This window comes from Streptomyces sp. NBC_00353 (assembly GCF_036108815.1).
In the GTDB taxonomy this organism is placed as follows: domain Bacteria; phylum Actinomycetota; class Actinomycetes; order Streptomycetales; family Streptomycetaceae; genus Streptomyces.
Genome location: NZ_CP107985.1, coordinates 3999472 through 4017433, shown reverse-complemented (window position 1 = coordinate 4017433; position 17962 = coordinate 3999472). Strand labels below are relative to the sequence as shown.

The window sequence follows — 17962 nt, the reverse complement described above, 5'->3', positions numbered from 1 at the left end:
GGTCTCCGCACTGCAGAAGGGCCCGACCGGCAAGGCCGGTTGGGCCCTTCTGGTTGCTGCCTCGGCCTGCGTGGCAGCAGGTCGAACCGCCCGGAAGCGGCGATCAAGCCTTCTTGGTCTCCCAGAAGATCTTGTCGATCTCGGCGATGTAGTCCAGCGCCTTCTGGCCCGTCGCCGGGTCGGTGGAGGCCTTCGCGGCCGACAGCGCCTTCAGGGCGTCGTTGACCAGCTGGTGCAGCTCCGGGTACTTCTCGAAGTGCGGGGGCTTGAAGTAGTCGCTCCACAGCACCGAGATGTGGTGCTTCGCGAGCTCGGCGCGCTGCTCCTTGATGACCACCGCGCGGGCCCGGAAGTGCGGGTCCTCGTTGGCCTGGAACTTCTCCTGGACGGCCTTGACGGACTCCGCCTCGATGCGGGCCTGGGCCGGGTCGTACACGCCGCAGGGCAGGTCGCAGTGGGCGCTGACCTTCACCTTGGGGGCAAACAGGCGGGAAAGCATTGAGCTGTCCTTCCTCGTGATCGTCTTCTCAGGTGGGACATTACTCCGTGAGGGACGCGTTTTTGTGGGTGCCCCCATGGGCTTAGGCCAAAAGTCCAGGGTGAGGATGGGACCAGTGGCCGAATGTACGGAACGGTATGCGGGACGGTGTACTGAACGGACCGGGGAGGTGCCGGAAATGCCGGAGGGGCCGGAGCTGACACAGGAGGCCACGCGCGGGCTGGCGGCGCGAGTGCCGTTCCAGGTGGTGGAGGTGACGGGGCCTTCGATGGTGCCCACGCTGCACCACGGGGACTGGCTGCTCGTGCAGTACGGTGCGCCGGTGCGCCCGGGTGACGTGGTGATTCTGCGCCATCCGTTCCAGCAGGACCTGTTGGTCGTCAAACGGGCCGTCGAGCGCCGTGCGGGCGGCTGGTGGGTGCTGGGCGACAACACGTTCGCGGGCGGGGACAGCACGGATTACGGGACGGTGCCCGAGGAGCTGGTGCTGGCCAGGGTCCGGGTCCGCTACCGGCCGCTGAGGAAGGATCAGAAGTCGGTGCTCGGGGTGCTGGGCTGGGCTGTGACCGCGCTGCGGCCGGTGTCGGCCGTGCGCTCCGCCTCCAGACGTTTGCGGGCCCGGTAGGCGGCCACATTGGCGCGGGTCGCGCAGCGGTCCGAGCAGTAGCGGCGGGACCGGTTGGTCGAGGTGTCGAGATACGCGTTGCGGCACGGTGCCGCCTCGCAAAGGCCGAGCCGGTCCACGCCGTAGGACGTGAGGTGGAAGGCGAGCCCCATCGCCGCGATGGCGGTGTATCCGGCCGTCGCGTTCGACGGGTGGTCGGCCAGGTGCATGTGCCAGTCCGGTTTGCCGTCCTCGTCACGGGTGTCGTGGCCGGAGATCTGCGGGCTGACCGGGAACTCCAGCAGCAGCGAGTTCAGCAGGTCGACGGCGAGCGTCTCGTCGCCGCTGTCGGCCGCTTCGAAGACGGCGCGCAGCCGTGCCCGTACCGACCGGAAGCGGGTCACGTCCGCGTCGGTGGCGCGCCTCGCGGCCTGCGCATTGGCGCCGAACAGCTCGCGGACCGCCTCGACGGAGGTGAGGACGTCCTTGTTGCGGGCCGGCTCCTCGGTGTTGACCAGGCGCACCGCATAGTCCGAGTAATAGGCCAGTTCCACTTGTAGTCCTTACCGGGTCGGTCTAGGGTCGTCGTGCGGCGATCGAAGTAATAGGCGATTGCAGTTTCAGGGTATTACATTGGAGGGGTTCTTGTGACGGAGACAGCAGCGGGCACCGACTGGCAGGCCTGGCAGCAGAGCTGGGACCGGCAGCAGGAGTGGTACATGCCCGACCGTGAGGAGCGGTTCCGGGTGATGCTGGACATGGTCGAGGCCGTGGCGGGGCCCGAACCACGGGTGCTCGACCTCGCGTGCGGTACGGGAAGTATTACGGACCGGCTGCTCAAGCGGTTCCCCGAGGCCACCAGTACCGGCGTCGACCTCGACCCCGCGCTGCTCGCCATCGCCCGCGGTTCCTTCGCCGGCGACGAGCGCGCCACCTTCGTCACCGCAGATCTCAAGGACCCTGAGTGGGTGGAGCGGCTGCCGCACGACACGTGCGACGCCGTCCTCACCGCCACCGCCCTGCACTGGCTGCACAGCGAAGCGCTCACCACGCTCTACGGGCAACTCGCCGGGCTCGTCCGGGACGGCGGGGTGTTCATGAATGCCGACCGCATGATCGACACCGCGACCCCCCGGATCAACGCGGCCGAACGCGCCCACCGGCACGCCGCCATGGACCGCGCCAAGGCTGCGGGCGCCCTCGACTGGACGGACTGGTGGGCCCTCGCCGCCGAGGACCCGGTCCTCGCTGCACCGACCGCCGAACGGTACAAGATCTACGGCGAGCATGCGGACGGCGACATGCCGTCCGCCCAGTGGCACGCAGAGACGCTGCGCGCCGCCGGCTTCGGCGAGGCGCGGGCCGTCTGGGCCTCGCCCTCGGACGCCCTGGTCCTCGCCGTGAAGTAGCGGCAGCATGCCCTCGTCGGGGCGGTACGGACTCCGGTCCGTACCGCCCCGACTTTTTGTCCGACCTCTGCAACCCGCCGCGCGCCCCGGCGCACTGGAAGGGTGAGACGGTCCGCACCCGCGGACCCGGGAAGGGGTGTCGACGATGCGGATCGATGACGATGCCGCGCTGCACGCCTTCGTCGAAGGCAGGCGTACGGCACTGTTCCGCAGCGCCTATCTGCTCTGCGGCGACCGGCACGAGGCCGAGGATCTGGTCCAGTCGACACTCGTGAAGGTCGTCCTCGGCGGACGGCGGTACGGACGGCTCGACAACATCGAGGCGTACGCGCGCAAGACCCTGGTCAACACCTTCATCGCCGCCCGCCGCCGCTTCTGGCGGCGCGAGCAGGCGTACGGCGAACTGCCCGACCGCGCGGGCGACTCGCCCGACACGGACACCGGCCTTGCGGTGCGGGCGGCCCTCGCCCGGCTCACGGCCAAACAGCGTGCCGTGCTGGTGCTGCGCTACTGGGAGGACCTGAGCGTCGAGGCCACGGCCGAGCTGCTCGGGATGCGGGAGAACACGGTCAAGAGCCATACGGCTCGGGGGTTGGCGGCGCTGCGCGCCGAGATGGCGGAGGAACTCGTATGAACGACGTCAGGGAGCTGCTGGGGCGGGCCGCCGAGCACGCGGGGCAGCCGGTCATCAGCACCGAGGTGGTGTACGCCAGAGCCGCCAGGGTGCGATGGCGGCGCCGGGCCACGGTTGTCGCGGCCGCATTCGCCGTCGTCGCGGCCGGAGCGGTCGCGGTCCCGGGACTCGCTGCACAGACGAAGCAGGAGCAGAACGCCTCGGTGGGTGCCCCCGCCGAGTCGGCCGGGCACAGCGGCCGGGCGAAGCAGCTGGTCAAGCTGTTGCCCAAGGGCGTCGGTTCGGTCGAGCAGGTCTCCCTCGCCGTGATCATCAAACACGCCACCGCCGCGCAGGCGAAGGAGCATCCGGTGGGGCCGCTGGACGGGCAGTACTCCGTTCGCAGGGACGGCGGCGTCGGGTACCTCGTCATCGGCACCATGGACGCGAAGAGCGTCGTCAAGAAGCTCGGCGGTTTCGATCCGGCCGCGGACATCTGCAAGCCGACCAACGGGGAGCCGCGCCCGGCCGACTGCGTACGTGAGGAGCTGCCGGACGGCCGGATCCTCACCATCTGGAGCGACGCGATGAACTATGACGGCACGCCTCGGTGGGGGTCCGAACTCGTCGCCCGGCTCACCCTCGAGGACGGCGGGCTGGTGGCCGTCCGCGACAGCACCGGCTTCACCGGTGACCGGGCGCAGGGCCCGCTGCTGAAGTCGACGCCGCTCACCCGGGCCCAGTTGCGTGCACTGATGCTCAGTCCGGAGCTGCTGACGAGGTAGCAGGTACGAAGAAGGGCGGTACGGACTTCACGTCCGTACCGCCCTCTCGTCATGCCCGTACCGCTACAGCACCTTCGACAGGAACGACTTCGTCCGGTCGTGCTGCGGGTTGGTCAGTACGTCGCGCGGGTGGCCCGACTCGACCACCACACCGTCGTCCATGAAGACCAGCGCATCGCCGACCTCACGGGCGAAGCCCATCTCGTGGGTCACGACGATCATCGTCATGCCGTCCTCGGCGAGGCCGCGCATGACGTCCAGGACGTCGCCGACCAGCTCCGGGTCGAGCGCCGACGTCGGCTCGTCGAAGAGCATCAGCTTCGGCTCCATGGCCAGGGCGCGGGCGATGGCCACCCGCTGCTGCTGGCCGCCGGAGAGCTGCGACGGGTAGTTCTTCGCCTTGTCGCCCAGGCCGACCCGGTCCAGGAGCCGCTCGGCGCGGGCCCGGGCGACGGCCTTCGTCTCGCCCTTGACCTGGACGGGTGCCTCCATGACGTTCTCGATGGCCGTCATGTGCGGGAAGAGGTTGAAGCGCTGGAAGACCATGCCGATGTCGCGGCGCTTCAGGGCGACCTCGCTGTCCTTGAGCTCGTAGAGCTTGTCGCCCTTCTGGCGGTAGCCCACCAGCTGCCCGTCGACGTAGAGCCGCCCGGCATTGATCTGCTCCAGGTGGTTGATGCACCGCAGGAACGTCGACTTGCCGGAACCGGACGGGCCGATCAGGCAGAAGACCTCCCGCGGGGCGACCTCCAGGTCGATGCCCTTGAGGATGTGCGCGGCGCCGAAGGACTTGTGGACGCCCTCGGCCTTCACCATGGCGGTCATGCCATGCCTCCCGACGGGCGTCCCAGGGACAGCAGGTTGGCCCGGATCTTCTGCATAGGTGTCGGCGGCAGGCTGCGGCTCGAACCGCGCGCGTAGTACCGCTCCAGATAGAACTGGCCCACGGTCAGCACGGACGTCATGATCAGATACCAGGCCGCGGCGAGGAAGTACATCTCCACCGGGGCTCCGGACGACGATCCGATGTCCTGGGCGTACCGGAACAGTTCGGTGAACTGCACGGCCGATACGAGCGACGTCGTCTTCAGCATGTTGATGACTTCGTTGCCCGTCGGCGGCACGATCACCCGCATGGCCTGCGGGATCACGATGCGTCGCAGCGTCTTGCCGTGACTCATGCCGAGCGCGTGCGATGCCTCCGTCTGCCCCTCGTCGACCGAGAGCAGACCGGCGCGGCAGATCTCCGCCATGTACGCGGCCTCGTTGAGGCCCAGGCCGAGCAGCGCCGTCAGCAGCGGCGTCATGAAGCTCGACCAGTAGTCCTTGTAGATCGGCCCGAGGTTGATGTACTCGAAGACCAGACCCAGGTTGAACCAGACGAACAGCTGGACCAGGACCGGGGTGCCGCGGAAGAACCAGATGTAGAACCACGCGATCGACGAGGTCACCGGGTTCCGCGACAGTCGCATCACGGCGAGGAGGATGCCGCCGACGATGCCGATGACCATCGACAGGGCGGTCAGCAGCAGAGTCTGGCCGACGCCCCTGATGATGCGGTCGTCGAAGAAGTAGTCGGGGATGGCGCCCCAGTTGATCTTGCCTTGCGAGAAGGCGTAGACGAGCGCGACGAGCGCGGCGATGGCGACGACCGCCGAGACGTACCGGCCGTAGTGGCGGACCGGGATGGCCTTGATCGCCTCCGGTCCGGCCGCCGGAGTGGGGGGCACGGGCGGCTTGTCGGCCGGGCCCGTCTTCTCGATGTCAGTCACAGGTGAAGCCTTTCCGCACGGGGCCCGGTCAGGATCCACCGTTGATCTTGGCCTCGGTGACGGCGCCGGCCTCGACACCCCACTTGGCGATGATCTTGTCGTACTCGCCGCTCTTGATGATCGCGTTCAGGGCCGCCTGGACGGCCTTGGTGAGCTGGTCGTTGCCCTTGGCGATGGCGATGCCGTACGGGGCGGCCTCGACCTGCTCACCGACGAGCTGGAAGTCCTTGCCGCCGCCCGAGGTCTTCACCGCGTACGCGGCCACCGGGAAGTCGGACGAACCGGCGTCGGCGCCACCACTGCGCAGCCGGGTCTGGGCCTCCAGGTCCGTGTCGTACGACTCGATGGCGATCTTCTTGCCGCCGGTGCACTTCTTGGACTCGGCCTTGGCGAGGTCGTGCGAAACCGTGCCGCGCTGTACGGCGATCTTCTTGCCGCAGAGGTCCGACCACGTCTTGATGCCCTGGTCGTCGCCCTTCTTGGTGTAGATCGAGACACCGGCGGTGAAGTAGTCGACGAAGTCGACGCCCTCGCCGACCTTCTTCTTCGTCTCGGAGTCGATGCCCTCCTGGCGGTCCTTGGTGTCGGTCATCGCCGACATCGCCAGCTGGTAGCGCTTGGCGCGCAGACCCGAGATCAGCGTGTCGAAGGTGCCGTTCTCGAACTCGAACTTCACGCCGAGCTCCTTGCCGAGCGCGGCGCCGAGGTCGGGGTCGATGCCGACGACCTTGCCGGACTTGTCCTTGAACTCGACCGGCGGGTAGGCGATGTCCGAGCCGACCTTGATGACGCCCTTGGCCTTGATGTCCTGCGGCAGGAGATCGGCGGGGGAGGAGGCGCCGGTGGAGCTCTTCGTCGAGTCGGCCGTCGTCGACCCGCCCTTGGTCTGGTCGCCGCAGGCGGTCAGCAGCATGGTGCCGGCGACCGCGATGGCGCCGACCGCAGCAATCCGGGACTTCGCGGTCGTACGACGAGTGGTGCGTGCGGTCATGATCGGGTTCCTCCGGCAGGTGAGGGTGGAGTTGCCAGGCGGTATGGCACACATCGTCGGATGTCGCCGCCTCGTCTGATTACGGCATCTTGCCATTCGGACTAGCCCATTCGGGGCGCCAGCCATGTCAAAATCGGATAACGGGCGATCCCCGAACCCCAAGAGGCCGGTACATCAAGGCTGGACCTTCTGTGGGTTTCCCTTCTTCCGGCCGGAGAATCTTCGGCGCGTCTCACATGTCGGCCTATATTTCGCATGTTGGCGGGCTTGTCCAGATATTCGACTATGAGGCACGTCACCGAGCCGTTACGGACTCGTCCGTGAAGCGGTCCGTCCGGTAAGAAAGACGTTTACACCCCTCATCCGGGGCCCAGGGCGCGTGTGCGGCGCGCCCGCGCGTACGTACCTCCCCCTGCCAGGGCGGGCCAACCGCCCGGCGCAGGGAACGTACGCGGTGCCCGCCCACCCCTCCTCAATCAGGAGTGGCCACCCTCAAACCTTGAAGACTTAAGGGGTCAACACCATGGCAGCGGAGATCGTCAATCCTCGCAGCGACAGCAACACCGACAACAGCACCGACAGCGCCACCGATGAGCCGTTCGATCCGGCCTTCGCGCTTCACCGCGGCGGGAAGATGGCCGTGCAGTCCACCGTCCCGATCCGGGACAAGGACGACCTGTCCCTCGCGTACACGCCCGGCGTCGCCAAGGTGTGCAGCGCCATCGCCGCGAACCCCGAGCTGGTCCACGACTACACCTGGAAGTCGCAGGTCGTCGCCGTCGTGACGGACGGCACCGCGGTGCTCGGACTGGGCGACATCGGCCCCGAGGCATCCCTCCCGGTGATGGAGGGCAAGGCGATCCTCTTCAAGCAGTTCGGTGGCGTCGACGCCGTGCCGATCGCGCTCGCGACCACCGACGCGGACGAGATCGTCGAGACGGTCGTCCGCCTCGCGCCGTCCTTCGGAGGGGTGAACCTGGAGGACATCTCGGCGCCGCGCTGCTTCGAGATCGAGCGCAAGCTCAAGGAGCGGCTCGACATCCCGGTCTTCCATGACGACCAGCACGGCACCGCCGTCGTGACGCTGGCGGCCCTGCGGAACGCCGCGAAGCTGTCCGGGCGGACCCTCGGCGACCTGCGCGGTGTCATCTCCGGCGCCGGTGCGGCCGGAGTTGCCATTGCGAAGTTCCTGCTGGAGGCGGGGCTCGGGGACGTCGCCGTGGCCGACCGCAAGGGCGTCGTCAGCCGGGACCGTGAGGACCTGACGGACGTCAAGCGCGAACTCGCGGAGCTCACCAACAGGGCCGGCATCTCCGGACCGCTGGAGACCGCGCTGGTCGGTGCGGACGTCTTCATCGGTGTGTCCGGCGGTACGGTGCCGGAGTCGGCGGTCGCGTCGATGGCGCCCGGTGCGTTCGTCTTCGCCATGGCCAATCCGGACCCGGAGGTCCACCCCGACATCGCGCACAAGTACGCGGCCGTGGTGGCGACGGGGCGCTCCGACTACCCGAACCAGATCAACAACGTGCTGGCGTTCCCGGGCATCTTCGCGGGGGCGCTGCAGGTGCGGGCGTCCCGGATCACGGAGGGCATGAAGATTGCCGCCGCGAACGCGCTGGCGGATGTCGTGGGTGACGAGCTGGCCGCGGACTACGTGATTCCGTCACCGTTCGACGAGCGGGTCGCTCCGGCCGTGACCGCGGCGGTTGCCGCGGCGGCGCGCGCGGAGGGCGTGGCGCGACGCTGAGGTGCGGGGCGGGGCGGGGCGGCCGGGTGCTTGTGGGGCCCGTTCCCCGGCCTCGCCCCTTTCCGTGACCGGGGCGGCTTCGCCCCGGACGCCGGCGAGGCCGGATCTCCGGATCCGAAGGTCCGCCGCGGGCGACCCGCACGCGCGGTACGCGTCACACCCGTGATCGGTTACGTCGGCGCGCCCCCCGGCCTATCGTCAAGGCCATGTTCGCCGCCTACGCATCCCGCATCGACCGCGACCAGCCCCTCAACGGCCTTGAGCTGGGCGAGCGCCCCGCCCCCGAGGCGCGTCCCGGCTGGACCACCGTCAACGTCCGTGCCGCCTCCCTCAACCATCACGATCTCTGGTCGCTCCGTGGTGTCGGCCTCGCCGAGGACAAGCTGCCGATGATCCTCGGCTGTGACGCCGCCGGCATCGACGAGGACGGCAACGAGGTCGTCCTGCACTCCGTCATCGGCCAGACCGGGCACGGCGTCGGCCCGAAGGAGCCCCGCTCCATCCTCACCGAGCGCTACCAGGGCACCTTCGCCGAGCAGGTGACCGTCCCCAGCTGGAACGTGCTGCCCAAGCCGAAGGAGCTCACGTTCGAGCAGGCCGCCTGTCTGCCGACCGCCTGGCTCACCGCGTACCGGATGCTGTTCACCAACGCCGGGGTGCGGCCCGGGGACTCGGTGCTCGTGCAGGGCGCGGGCGGCGGTGTCGCGACCGCCGCGATCGTCCTCGGTCGCGCCGCAGGCCTTCGGGTCTACGCAACCAGTCGCGATGAAGCCAAGCGCAAGCGGGCCGTCGAGCTCGGTGCGATCGAGGCGTACGAGCCGGGCGCGCGGCTGCCGCAGCGTGTCGACGCCGTCATCGAGACCGTCGGCGCCGCAACCTGGTCGCACTCGGTGAAGTCGCTGCGCCCCGGCGGCACCCTGGTCATCTCCGGTGCGACCAGCGGCGACCGTCCTTCGCACGCCGAGCTGACCCGGATCTTCTTCCTGGAGCTGAAGGTCGTCGGTTCGACGATGGGGTCCAAGGACGAGCTGGAGGACCTGCTGGCGTTCTGTGCGACGACCGGTGTGCGCCCCGTCATCGACGAGGTGCTGCCGTTGGACCGGGCCCGTGAGGGGTTCGAACGACTTGCCGCGGGCGACCAGTTCGGGAAGATCGTGCTCACCGCCTCCTGAGTCCGTCCGCTCTTCCGACGCACCCTTGATGGTGCGTCAGTTCCGCTGTGGGATCTGCGTCGCGTATATGGGCGGCGCATCCATGGCAGTTGTCACTTCGACCGTGTGGGCGGCGGGGGCCCTCGCCGCCGCCGCCCGTACGCGTCTCCGTCGGTGATCCCCGGCCGCCCGGCATTCAGCGGCTGAACGACGCCCGCGCCCGGACCCTCGCCCTGTCGCGGCCGGAGCGTCGAGGGCGAGGCGAACCGCGGCGCCCCGGCGCCGACAGCCGGCCCTCACGGAGAAGCACCTCCGCCATCTGCACCCCAAGGGGTCCGGCTTCGCCCGGCCGCCGGTCTTCCGGGACGACTCGCCGCCACCCTTGTCAACTGTGGTTGACAAGGGTGGCGTGTCAACGTAAGTTGACATCATGACCGAAGCAACGGATCTCGCCGCACGTGCGGGCGATCGTGACCCGCGCGTCGGGCTGCGGGCCGTCGTCGCGCTGCGGCGGCTGCTGGAGCAGCTCGAAGCCGTCCAAGTCAGAAGTGCCCGCGTCCAGGGCTGGTCGTGGCAGGAGATCGCCGCCGAACTGGGCGTCAGCCGACAGGCCGTGCACAAGAAGTACGGGAGGAATTGATGTTCGAACGATTCACTGCCGATGCCCGTGCGGTTGTGACCGGGGCCGTGGAACAGGCCCGAAGGACGGGCTCCCGCTCCGTCACCGAGGAGCACATGCTGCTCGCTCTGCTGGATCGGCCGGGCGGCGGCCGGGCCTCCTTCGCCGCCACCGCGCTCGGCCTCACCGACCGTCGCGCATCGGTGGAGGCGGCGCTCGCCGACGCGGCCCGCCGTGGCGGTCTGACCAAGGCCGATACGGACGCACTCGCCGGTATCGGCATCGACGTGACGGAGATCGTCGCCCGGATCGAGGGCGCCCACGGCGAGGGTGCGCTGGCGGGCGACCGGAAGGACCGCCGGGGGCGGTCAGGGCGACCGCCCTTCAACCGTGGCGCGAAGACCGTCCTGGAGAAATCCCTGCGGATCGCGCTCGGGCGCGGCGACCGGTTCATCGGCGAGGAACACATCCTGCTGGCGTTCACCGTCATCCCCGGTGTGGTCGCCGATGTGCTGGCGGAGCACGGGGCGACGCACGGGACGGTGACGCGTGCGCTCTACGGGGACGGGGGAGCCGAGGGGCAGGCGGAGGCGAGCTGAGGGGCGGGCGGGGGCCGTGGCCTCCTCCGTCCGGTGCGGGTGATCACGAGGTGGCATGACCCGTGCGGCATGCCACCTCGTCCGGCTCACCCGGAGGCGTCCGGGCCCTCGGCGTCGGTGCCCTTGGTGCCGGTGTCCTTCCGCAGCAGTGCGCCGATGTGGGCCGCTGCCGTCGACAGATGGCGACGGGCCTCCGTCAGCTGGGCCTCCGTCACGCCCCGGTCCCGGGCCGCGTCGCGGATGTCGTCGCGGAAGCGGTCCAGCAGACGGTCCAGATCGCGGGCCGGGTCGCCCGTGCCGGCCGTGTCCTTTCCCCATTCGGGGTCCACGTCGGCCGGTTCCGGCTTGATGTACGGGGGCCAGCCGCCTGTCGAGGCGAAGCCGCCGAGGCGGCCGGTGATCTCCGCCAGGCCTTCCCGTACGCCGGTGGGCCAGTCGCCCCGGGCGAAGTGCTCCTGGACCTGCCGGGCCGCGTTCTGCATCTGCTCGCGCGCCTTGTCCTGGGCCTCCTTGGCCTGGCGGCGGGCCTGCTGGGCCTCCTCGCGGGCGCGGCGCGACTCGTCCTTCGCCCGGCGGGCCTGCTCCTTCCACTCCTGCTTGGCCTTGCGCAGCTCCTCCTTGGCGGTGCGCCACGCCTCGTTGTCGCCGAAGTCGCCGAAGTCGCCGAACGGGGATCCCCGGTCGCCCTTCGCACCGGCCCCGGCGGCGGACGTGTGCCGGGTCTCGCCGGCCGCAGCCCGCATCTCGCTGCGCAGTTTGCCCGCCGCGCCGCGCACGTCGTCCCGCATCTCGGCGGCCAGTTCGGAGACCGATTCGCGGATCTCCAGCTCCAGATCGGCCAGTTCGCCGGTGCGGCCCGCCAGTTCGGTGCGGCCCGCGTCGGTGATCGAGTAGACCTTGCGACCGCCCTCGGTGGCATGCGTGACCAGGCCCTCGGCCTCCAGCTTGGCCAGCCGCGGATAGACCGTGCCGGCCGATGGTGCGTACAGACCCTGGAAGCGTTCCTCCAGGAGCCGGATCACCTCGTAGCCGTGGCGGGGGGCCTCGTCCAGGAGCTTCAGCAGATAGAGGCGCAGGCGCCCATGGGCGAATACGGGTGGCATGTCAGAGCACCTTTCCGGTCGGCTCGGCGTCGTACGGATCTTCCTCGGCAGCTGGGCGGCGGAGCACGGCGATCGATCCCGAGACGGTCGTGGCCTTCAGCGTTCCCGTCCCGGCGCCGAGTGTGCCGGTGATCTTCTTCGCTCCCCACTGGCCGCTGACCAGCAGATCCTCGAAGCCGTTGGAGACGGCGCCGCTGGCCGTGCTCGCCTCGACCCTCGCGTCCGCCGGGTGCGGCAGCCGGATCGCCACCTCGCCGGAGACCGTGGTCAGCCGGATGTCCGTGGGCTTCCCGGTCGGGTCCAGGTCCAGCACCATGTCGCCGCTGACCGAATCGGCCCGTACGGAGGCCCCGGCGCCCTCGACGACCGTCAGATCGCCCGAGACCGACTTGAAGCGGAGGTTGCCGGTGACGGCCTGGGCCTCCACATTGCCGGAGACCGTGTCCGCCCGGACCGCGCCGGCGAGGCCGACGAGCGTGGTGTCGCCGCTGACGCCGCGCACGTCCGTACGCCCCCGGATGCCGGAGACGAACGCTCCGGCGCCGACCACGCCGACCTCCACCGTCGACCCGGCCGGCACGGCGAGCGAGACGACCGCGCTGCGGTGCCATTCCTTGCGGTCGAACCACTTCAGGAAGTTGTGCCAGGGCAGGTCCTCGTAGGCGACGGAGAGGGTGCCGCCCTGTTGCGTCACGATCAGCGGCGGGCCTTCGATCCCGGAGACCTCCAGCCGGGCGGTCGGTTCCTCGGTGCCCACGACATTGACCGTGCCGTTGACGATGCGCACATTGAGCGACGTCACCGGCTCGTCGAAGGTCAGCTTCCGAGGCTCGGTGATGGCCCACGTCGACACAGGCATGGATCTGACCTCCCGGGGAACACAGCGCGACGCAACATATCGCGTCTCTTGCGGAACACGATATATCGCGGATCGGGGAAGTCAAGAGGAGGTGAGATGTCGTGGATCGATCAAATAGCTCCAAATATGGGCAAATTGCCCTACGGTGTGGGGCATGAACGCGACATCGTCCGTGGGCGCGCTGCTGCTGTGCCGGGCCGAGCCCGGATCCGTGCGGCCCGTGGCCCATCTGCTGCGCGAGCGGATGCTGCTCGCACCCGCCGGGGACGAGTGGAGCGTCCTCGTCCCGGAGGGCACGCCCTGGCAGGACAGCCAGGAAAGTCGGAGCGCGGCGGAGACGGAGGGGGAGCAGCCGGTCGACAGTGTGCTGGGCGGCTGGGCCACCGCACTCGCGGTCGGTTCCACCTGGCCGGTCCTCGCGCTGTGGTGGGACGGCGACCGGGCGGGCTACACACTCGCGTCCGGCTTCCGACGGCCCGTCGGCTACGTCTGGCTGACGGACGGCACCCCGGCCGGGGAGGACGAGGCGATGCGTACGTTCGCCGCGCGGCTCGGCCTCGATCCCGTGCTGGACATCCAGCAACTCGAAGCGCTGACCCGCCCCGACCCCGAAGCGGACGCCCGTACCCGGCTGCGCGGGCTGCTCGCCGTCCTCGCCCGCATCGGAGTGATGCTCCCGCCGGGCCTCGAACCCGGCGAACCCGCCGACCGGCTGCACAACGCGGCGGGCGGCCGGCCCGAAGCGCAACGGATCGCGTGGGCGGGCTGGCGTGATGCGGTGAAGCTGGAACTCGACGCGGTCGAGAGCAGCGGCCTCGGTCCGTGGGTGCGCGGCCCCAGGGCCCGTGCGCTCGCCGTGGCCCAGCTCGCCGCGGGTCTCCCGCTCGTCGCCTGGGGGGTCGGGCGCCGCAGCGGAGGGTGGGCCTTCGCCGGGGCGATGCTGCTCGCGCACGGGGCGGCCGGTCTCGCGTACGACCGGATCAGGGACGACAGATCCTAGATCCCGGGCGTCGCTCTACTCGTCGTCCTCGTCACTCGTCGTCACTCCTCGTCTTCGTCTTCGTCGTCGAGCCGGGCCAGCCAGGTGGCGAGGCGCTCGACGGGCACCTCGAAGTCGGGGTTGAGATCGACGAAGGTACGCAGCTGCTCGGCGAGCCACTCGAAGGTGACCTCCTCCTCGCCGCGCCGCTTCTCCAGCTCCTCGATGCCACGGTCGGTGAAGTACATGGCGGCAAGTTTAATGCCTGGTGAGCGCCTCCGACCGGGCCGCACGGGACGGTGCGGACGCTCTCCGGAACCGACGCGTCCCGCCCCGGTGTCATGGCCGATGCACCTCGCATCGGTCACGTACTGCCGTTAACCTGCGGGGAGTTGGGGGAACGGGGGGTGTCATGAGCGACAGCGAGGCCCGTATTACGCGCATCGAGCTGCCGGACGGTACGCCGGTCTGGGCGCGCATCTCCGGGGCCGAGGAACTCCGGCGAACGCCGGCCGGGAGCGGTCTGTCCTACACGGACACCGGCTTCTCGGACTTCGCCGACCAGGTGCAGGCCCGGGTGGAGAGCCTGCAGGGGGTGGTGACCGGCGTCGCGCGGTCGCTCGCCGAGCCGCTGCGGGCCGTGCGGCCGGACGAGGTCAGCGTCGAATTCGGCATCGAGCTCACCGCCAAGGCGGGCAAGGTCGTCGGGCTCCTCGCGGACGGGGAGGCCAAGGGTGCCATCAAGGTCACGCTCACCTGGAACGGCGGCGGACCGCCCGTCGATCCGCCGGTCACGCCCCAGGTGCCCGCGCAGGCCGTGCCCCCGATCCCGTCCGCGCCACCCGCAGCCCAGGCGCCCCCGGCGCCACCGGCTCACCCCGGACAACCGGAGCCCGCGCCCCCGTCGCCGTCCGCCGGGGCACCCACCGGCGCACCGGCGCATCCCCCTGCGGCCGCGGCCGCTGACGGCGGCGGGTCATGACGCAGGAGGCCGGCGGGGGCGCGGAGGGGGGTCCGGGCCAGGCGGAGGCTGCGCTCATGGACCTCGTGCGGGACGCCACCGTACGCATCCATCGCCCGGGTGCCGGGTATGCCACTGACGGACCCGGCCAGGGCTTCCTGGGCAGCGGCTTCTTCATCGCCCCGAGCTGGGTCCTCACGTGCGCGCATGTGGCCATGCGGGGGGAGGGGCGCGAGGTGAACGTGTTGTTCAGGGCCGATCCGTACAGCGCCGAGCTGACCGAGGTCCCCGGTGTGGTGCTCGCCGCGCTGCCCGAGACCCGGCCGGCCGGGGTCACCGGCTGGCCCGCTCCCGACCTTGCGCTCATCCAGCTCCGGCGGCCCGTCGAACACACCTGTGTGTACGTCACCGAGCGCTCGGAGGCCATGCTCCGCGGCCGCAAGGTCCGCTGCGTGGGCTGGGCGCCCTCGCCGGGCGGCGGGCTGACGACGCTCAGCGGTGACTGCGAGGTGAAGGGCACGTACGGCGGCTGGGCCGACGCCGACCAGCAGATCCGGCTCGACGGGGACTGGCTGGAGCTCGGGATGTCCGGAGGTCCCGTGGTGGACGTGGCCCGGGGCGAGGTCGTCGGCGTGATCAAGTCGCGGCTCGACGACCATCAGGGCGGCACCGCCGTCGGCATCGAGCGGCTGCGCTCCCTGACGGTGCCCGCCGGACCCGTGGAGACCGAGTCGGAGGACACCTACCAGGCCGTCTTCCACGCCCACGACCGCTACCACGCCGACCGGCACAACAGCCCGGCCTCCACCGAGCGGACCTGGGCCGATGTGCAGAGCGACCTGCCCGGGCCGCCCGGCCGGGTGCTCAGCCCCAAGCGGCGGATCGACCTGCTGGGCAGGCTCGCCGAGTTCCCGCCGCCGGTCAGCACCCGCAATCTGCTGAGTCTCCTCGACGGCCTGCCCAACGTCCACGCGCGCGACCTCCGCCCGGCGCCGCGTGGCTGGCGCGACGGCCTCGGCTCGCTGTACGACGCCCGCGTCCGTGACCGCGACGCCGCGCTCGAACTCATCCTGCGCTACTGCATGGGTGTTCTCGCCGCCGACCGCCCGTTCGACGTGCCCTCCACCCGGACCGCCACGAAGTCCCTCTGGGAATGGGTGAAACGGATCGCCGACGAGGACCTCTCCCGCGACTTCCGGCAGGAACTCGTGCTGCACTGGCGCGCCGTCCGGCAGCGCCGGGACCAGGAGCACCAGCGGGCCCCCGCCCCGTTGAGCGAGCCGGCCCGGTACGGCGAACGCGCCTTCGTCCTGCTGGAGCTGGAGCCGCGCGGCTGGGAACGGGACCTGTACGACTGGCGGATCGGCATCGCCCGCCTGACCGGGGAGGTCCTGCCCGTCGCCGAGGACAGCCAGGGCACGGGGCTCGGCGCCCTGCCGGAGCGGCTCGCGGCCCCGCTCGCCGAGGCATTCCGGCGGTGCGACGAACCGGACAGCCCCGCCGTGCTCCAGGTCGCGGTCGTACCGGCGCTGCTCGGCCTGGACGTCGACAACTGGCAGGTGACCCCCGACGGGCTGCCGCTCGGCGCCGTACGCCCGGTGGTCGTGCGCTGCGCGGACCAAGGGCCGCCGACCGATGAACTGGACGGGCTGCGCCGGACCCGCTGGAACAGCACCAGGAACGCCGTGATGCGGGCCGAGGTGATCGACTGCGAGGACGGGATGGCGGTACGCGTACCGGAGGTGACGGCCCTGCAAGCCCTGGCGCACGAGACCGTGCCGGTGCTCTGCCGGTACGGCGACCGGCCGGGCCCGGAGACCACGGCCGGGCTGGTGCGGGTGCTCGAAGGCGGCTTCGGTGTGGCTCTGTGGCGGCGGCGTACGGGGGAGACCGACGCGGTCTGTACGGAATTCCACCGGCGTGCCGCCGACACCGTCGCGGAGGTCCGCACCTCCGACCGGTTGCCGCAGAAGATCCACGAATTGAGACAAGGCGTGTGCGCGGGTCGTACGGAGATGTACTGGTCGGACGGTATTGCCCTGTTCTATGACGATCCACGCTATTCCCTGCCCGGCTCGGGTCAGTTCCTGGAGGCGCCGTGAACGGGCGCGCCGGTGCGCCCCTTACGGGGGAGTGCCCGGATCGCTACCGTGAGGCACGTTCGACGGCTGCTGCCCCTCAGAGACGCCCTGGCGGACGAGTGACGACGAGGAACACGCTATGAGTGAACCCAGTGAGTGGCTCATCTACCGAGGGGCCGGCGAACCGCACGAGGGCATCGAACAGCTGCCACCCCCGCCGCCCTGGCGTGACTTCGCGGGCCGCGGTGCCCCGGACCCCGACGAAGCGGACGATGACGGCGGTGCGCTCACCGACGGCTCGGCCACCCGACGCCTCGGCGGCCACCGGCACCTCGCCGAACTGCATCGGCCTGGCGCCGAAGAGCTCGAAATGATCAACGCTGCGCTCTATCTGCGCCGCCCGCTGCTGGTCACCGGAAGCCCCGGAGCCGGAAAGAGCACCCTGGCCCACTCCGTCGCCCATGAACTCAGGCTCGGCCGGGTCCTGCGCTGGCCCATCGTCAGCCGGTCCACGCTCCTCGACGGCCTCTACCACTACGACGCGATCGCCAGGCTGCAGGACGTCCAGATCGCCGCGCACGGCGCAGCGGCAGGGGCGGTCGGTCCCGACACGTCGGAGAACGTCGGCAGCTACATCCGGCTCGGCCCGCTCGGCACCGCACTGCTGCCCTCCGACCGGCCCCGTGTGCTGCTCATCGACGAACTCGACAAGAGCGACATCGACCTGCCGAACGATCTCCTCAATGTGCTGGAGGAGGGTGAGTTCGGCATCCCCGAGCTGGAACGGATCGCCGACCGGCTGCCGAACGGTGAGGCCGAGGTGCTGACCGACGACGGCACCAAAGTGACGGTCAAGGGTGGCCGGGTACAGTGCGCAGCCTTCCCGTTCGTCGTGCTCACAAGCAACGGCGAACGCGACTTCCCGGCCCCGCTGATGCGCCGCTGCATCCACCTGGAGCTGGGCCGCCCCGACCACCAGCGGCTCGCCACCTTCGTACGAGCCCATCTCGGCGACGAGGCGGCGCGCTCCGGAGACGATCTCATCGCCCACTTCCTGGAGCGGTCACGCAGCGAACTCCTCGCCACCGACCAGTTGTTGAATGCGATCTACCTCACCGACGCCGCCGCCCCGGCCGGCCGGGACCGGCTCGCCGACCTGCTCATCCAGCGACTCGACCGGCCGAGGTGAT

At 70.3% G+C, this 17962-nt stretch carries 20 protein-coding genes; 12 read left to right on the top strand and 8 right to left on the bottom strand.

Annotated elements, in window-relative coordinates:
- Positions 1-103: 103 nt before the first annotated feature.
- A complete protein-coding gene (gene sodN / locus OHA88_RS18045) occupies positions 104-499 on the bottom strand; it encodes a superoxide dismutase, Ni (protein ID WP_267001973.1) in 396 nt (131 codons plus the stop codon).
- Between the two features lie 178 nt (positions 500-677).
- Between sodN and sodX the strand changes: the two genes are divergently transcribed.
- Positions 678-1124, top strand: a complete 447-nt coding sequence (gene sodX / locus OHA88_RS18040; RefSeq protein WP_328626282.1) for a nickel-type superoxide dismutase maturation protease — start codon at positions 678-680, stop codon at positions 1122-1124.
- Here the strand turns inward: sodX and OHA88_RS18035 are convergent.
- The gene (locus OHA88_RS18035) at positions 1028-1657 is read right to left on the bottom strand and encodes a CGNR zinc finger domain-containing protein (RefSeq protein WP_328626281.1); all 630 of its coding nucleotides are present in this window, start codon (positions 1655-1657) and stop codon (positions 1028-1030) included. The genes sodX and OHA88_RS18035 overlap by 97 nt on opposite strands.
- A 93-nt stretch (positions 1658-1750) precedes the next feature.
- Between OHA88_RS18035 and OHA88_RS18030 the strand changes: the two genes are divergently transcribed.
- From OHA88_RS18030 to OHA88_RS18020, 3 genes are all read left to right on the top strand, one after another.
- Positions 1751-2512: a class I SAM-dependent methyltransferase gene (locus tag OHA88_RS18030; protein ID WP_328626280.1), complete on the top strand. Its 762-nt coding sequence runs from the start codon at positions 1751-1753 to the stop codon at positions 2510-2512.
- A 145-nt stretch (positions 2513-2657) separates the two neighbouring features.
- Positions 2658-3146 carry a SigE family RNA polymerase sigma factor gene (locus OHA88_RS18025; protein WP_267001965.1) on the top strand — a complete coding sequence of 163 codons (489 nt, stop codon included), beginning with the start codon at positions 2658-2660 and terminating at the stop codon, positions 3144-3146.
- Positions 3143-3910: a hypothetical protein gene (locus tag OHA88_RS18020; RefSeq protein WP_328626279.1), complete on the top strand. Its 768-nt coding sequence runs from the start codon at positions 3143-3145 to the stop codon at positions 3908-3910. Before OHA88_RS18025 ends, OHA88_RS18020 begins: the two co-directional genes overlap by 4 nt.
- A 63-nt stretch (positions 3911-3973) precedes the next feature.
- Here OHA88_RS18020 and OHA88_RS18015 read toward each other — a convergent pair whose 3' ends face one another.
- From OHA88_RS18015 to OHA88_RS18005, 3 genes are read right to left on the bottom strand one after another with little or no spacing between them, the layout of a single operon-like run.
- Positions 3974-4735, bottom strand: a complete 762-nt coding sequence (locus OHA88_RS18015) for an amino acid ABC transporter ATP-binding protein (protein WP_313939156.1) — start codon at positions 4733-4735, stop codon at positions 3974-3976.
- Positions 4732-5682, bottom strand: coding sequence for an amino acid ABC transporter permease (locus OHA88_RS18010; protein ID WP_326627342.1), 951 nt, complete (start codon positions 5680-5682; stop codon positions 4732-4734). Before OHA88_RS18010 ends, OHA88_RS18015 begins: the two co-directional genes overlap by 4 nt.
- Positions 5683-5710: 28 nt before the next feature.
- Positions 5711-6673 carry an ABC transporter substrate-binding protein gene (locus OHA88_RS18005; RefSeq protein ID WP_328626278.1) on the bottom strand — a complete coding sequence of 321 codons (963 nt, stop codon included), beginning with the start codon at positions 6671-6673 and terminating at the stop codon, positions 5711-5713.
- Between the two features lie 523 nt (positions 6674-7196).
- Between OHA88_RS18005 and OHA88_RS18000 the strand changes: the two genes are divergently transcribed.
- The 4 genes from OHA88_RS18000 (at position 7197) to OHA88_RS17985 (ending at position 10789) form a co-directional block, all read left to right on the top strand.
- Entirely contained in the window at positions 7197-8420 is a 1224-nt protein-coding gene (locus tag OHA88_RS18000) for an NAD(P)-dependent malic enzyme (protein ID WP_267001957.1), read from the top strand.
- A gap of 206 nt (positions 8421-8626) precedes the next feature.
- Complete coding sequence (locus OHA88_RS17995; protein WP_030915745.1) at positions 8627-9592, top strand: zinc-binding dehydrogenase; 966 nt, start codon at positions 8627-8629, stop codon at positions 9590-9592.
- Between the two features lie 409 nt (positions 9593-10001).
- On the top strand, positions 10002-10211 hold the full coding sequence (locus OHA88_RS17990) for a sigma factor-like helix-turn-helix DNA-binding protein (protein ID WP_030915748.1): 210 nt from the start codon (positions 10002-10004) through the stop codon (positions 10209-10211).
- Complete coding sequence (locus tag OHA88_RS17985) at positions 10211-10789, top strand: Clp protease N-terminal domain-containing protein (RefSeq protein WP_328626277.1); 579 nt, start codon at positions 10211-10213, stop codon at positions 10787-10789. The genes OHA88_RS17990 and OHA88_RS17985 overlap by 1 nt, the downstream gene beginning before the upstream one ends.
- Positions 10790-10875: 86 nt before the next feature.
- Here the strand turns inward: OHA88_RS17985 and OHA88_RS17980 are convergent, their stop codons facing one another.
- Both OHA88_RS17980 and OHA88_RS17975 read right to left on the bottom strand, forming a co-directional pair.
- Positions 10876-11892: a PadR family transcriptional regulator gene (locus OHA88_RS17980; protein ID WP_328626276.1), complete on the bottom strand. Its 1017-nt coding sequence runs from the start codon at positions 11890-11892 to the stop codon at positions 10876-10878.
- A 1-nt stretch (position 11893) separates the two neighbouring features.
- Entirely contained in the window at positions 11894-12751 is an 858-nt protein-coding gene (locus tag OHA88_RS17975) for a DUF4097 family beta strand repeat-containing protein (protein WP_328626275.1), read from the bottom strand.
- Positions 12752-12905: 154 nt separating this feature from the next.
- On the opposite strand from OHA88_RS17975, the gene OHA88_RS17970 reads away from it, so the two are divergent.
- Positions 12906-13751, top strand: coding sequence for a hypothetical protein (locus OHA88_RS17970; protein WP_328626274.1), 846 nt, complete (start codon positions 12906-12908; stop codon positions 13749-13751).
- A gap of 41 nt (positions 13752-13792) precedes the next feature.
- Here OHA88_RS17970 and OHA88_RS17965 read toward each other — a convergent pair whose 3' ends face one another.
- Complete coding sequence (locus tag OHA88_RS17965; RefSeq protein WP_030190019.1) at positions 13793-13978, bottom strand: DUF6104 family protein; 186 nt, start codon at positions 13976-13978, stop codon at positions 13793-13795.
- A gap of 164 nt (positions 13979-14142) precedes the next feature.
- On the opposite strand from OHA88_RS17965, the gene OHA88_RS17960 reads away from it, so the two are divergent.
- The 3 genes from OHA88_RS17960 to OHA88_RS17950 all read left to right on the top strand — a co-directional run bounded on the left by OHA88_RS17960 (position 14143) and on the right by OHA88_RS17950 (position 17961).
- On the top strand, positions 14143-14712 hold the full coding sequence (locus tag OHA88_RS17960) for a CU044_2847 family protein (protein ID WP_328626273.1): 570 nt from the start codon (positions 14143-14145) through the stop codon (positions 14710-14712).
- A gap of 56 nt (positions 14713-14768) precedes the next feature.
- A complete protein-coding gene (locus OHA88_RS17955; RefSeq protein ID WP_328626272.1) occupies positions 14769-16793 on the top strand; it encodes a VMAP-C domain-containing protein in 2025 nt (674 codons plus the stop codon).
- Positions 16794-16911: 118 nt separating this feature from the next.
- Complete coding sequence (locus tag OHA88_RS17950) at positions 16912-17961, top strand: AAA family ATPase (protein ID WP_328626271.1); 1050 nt, start codon at positions 16912-16914, stop codon at positions 17959-17961.
- Position 17962: the final 1 nt, after the last annotated feature.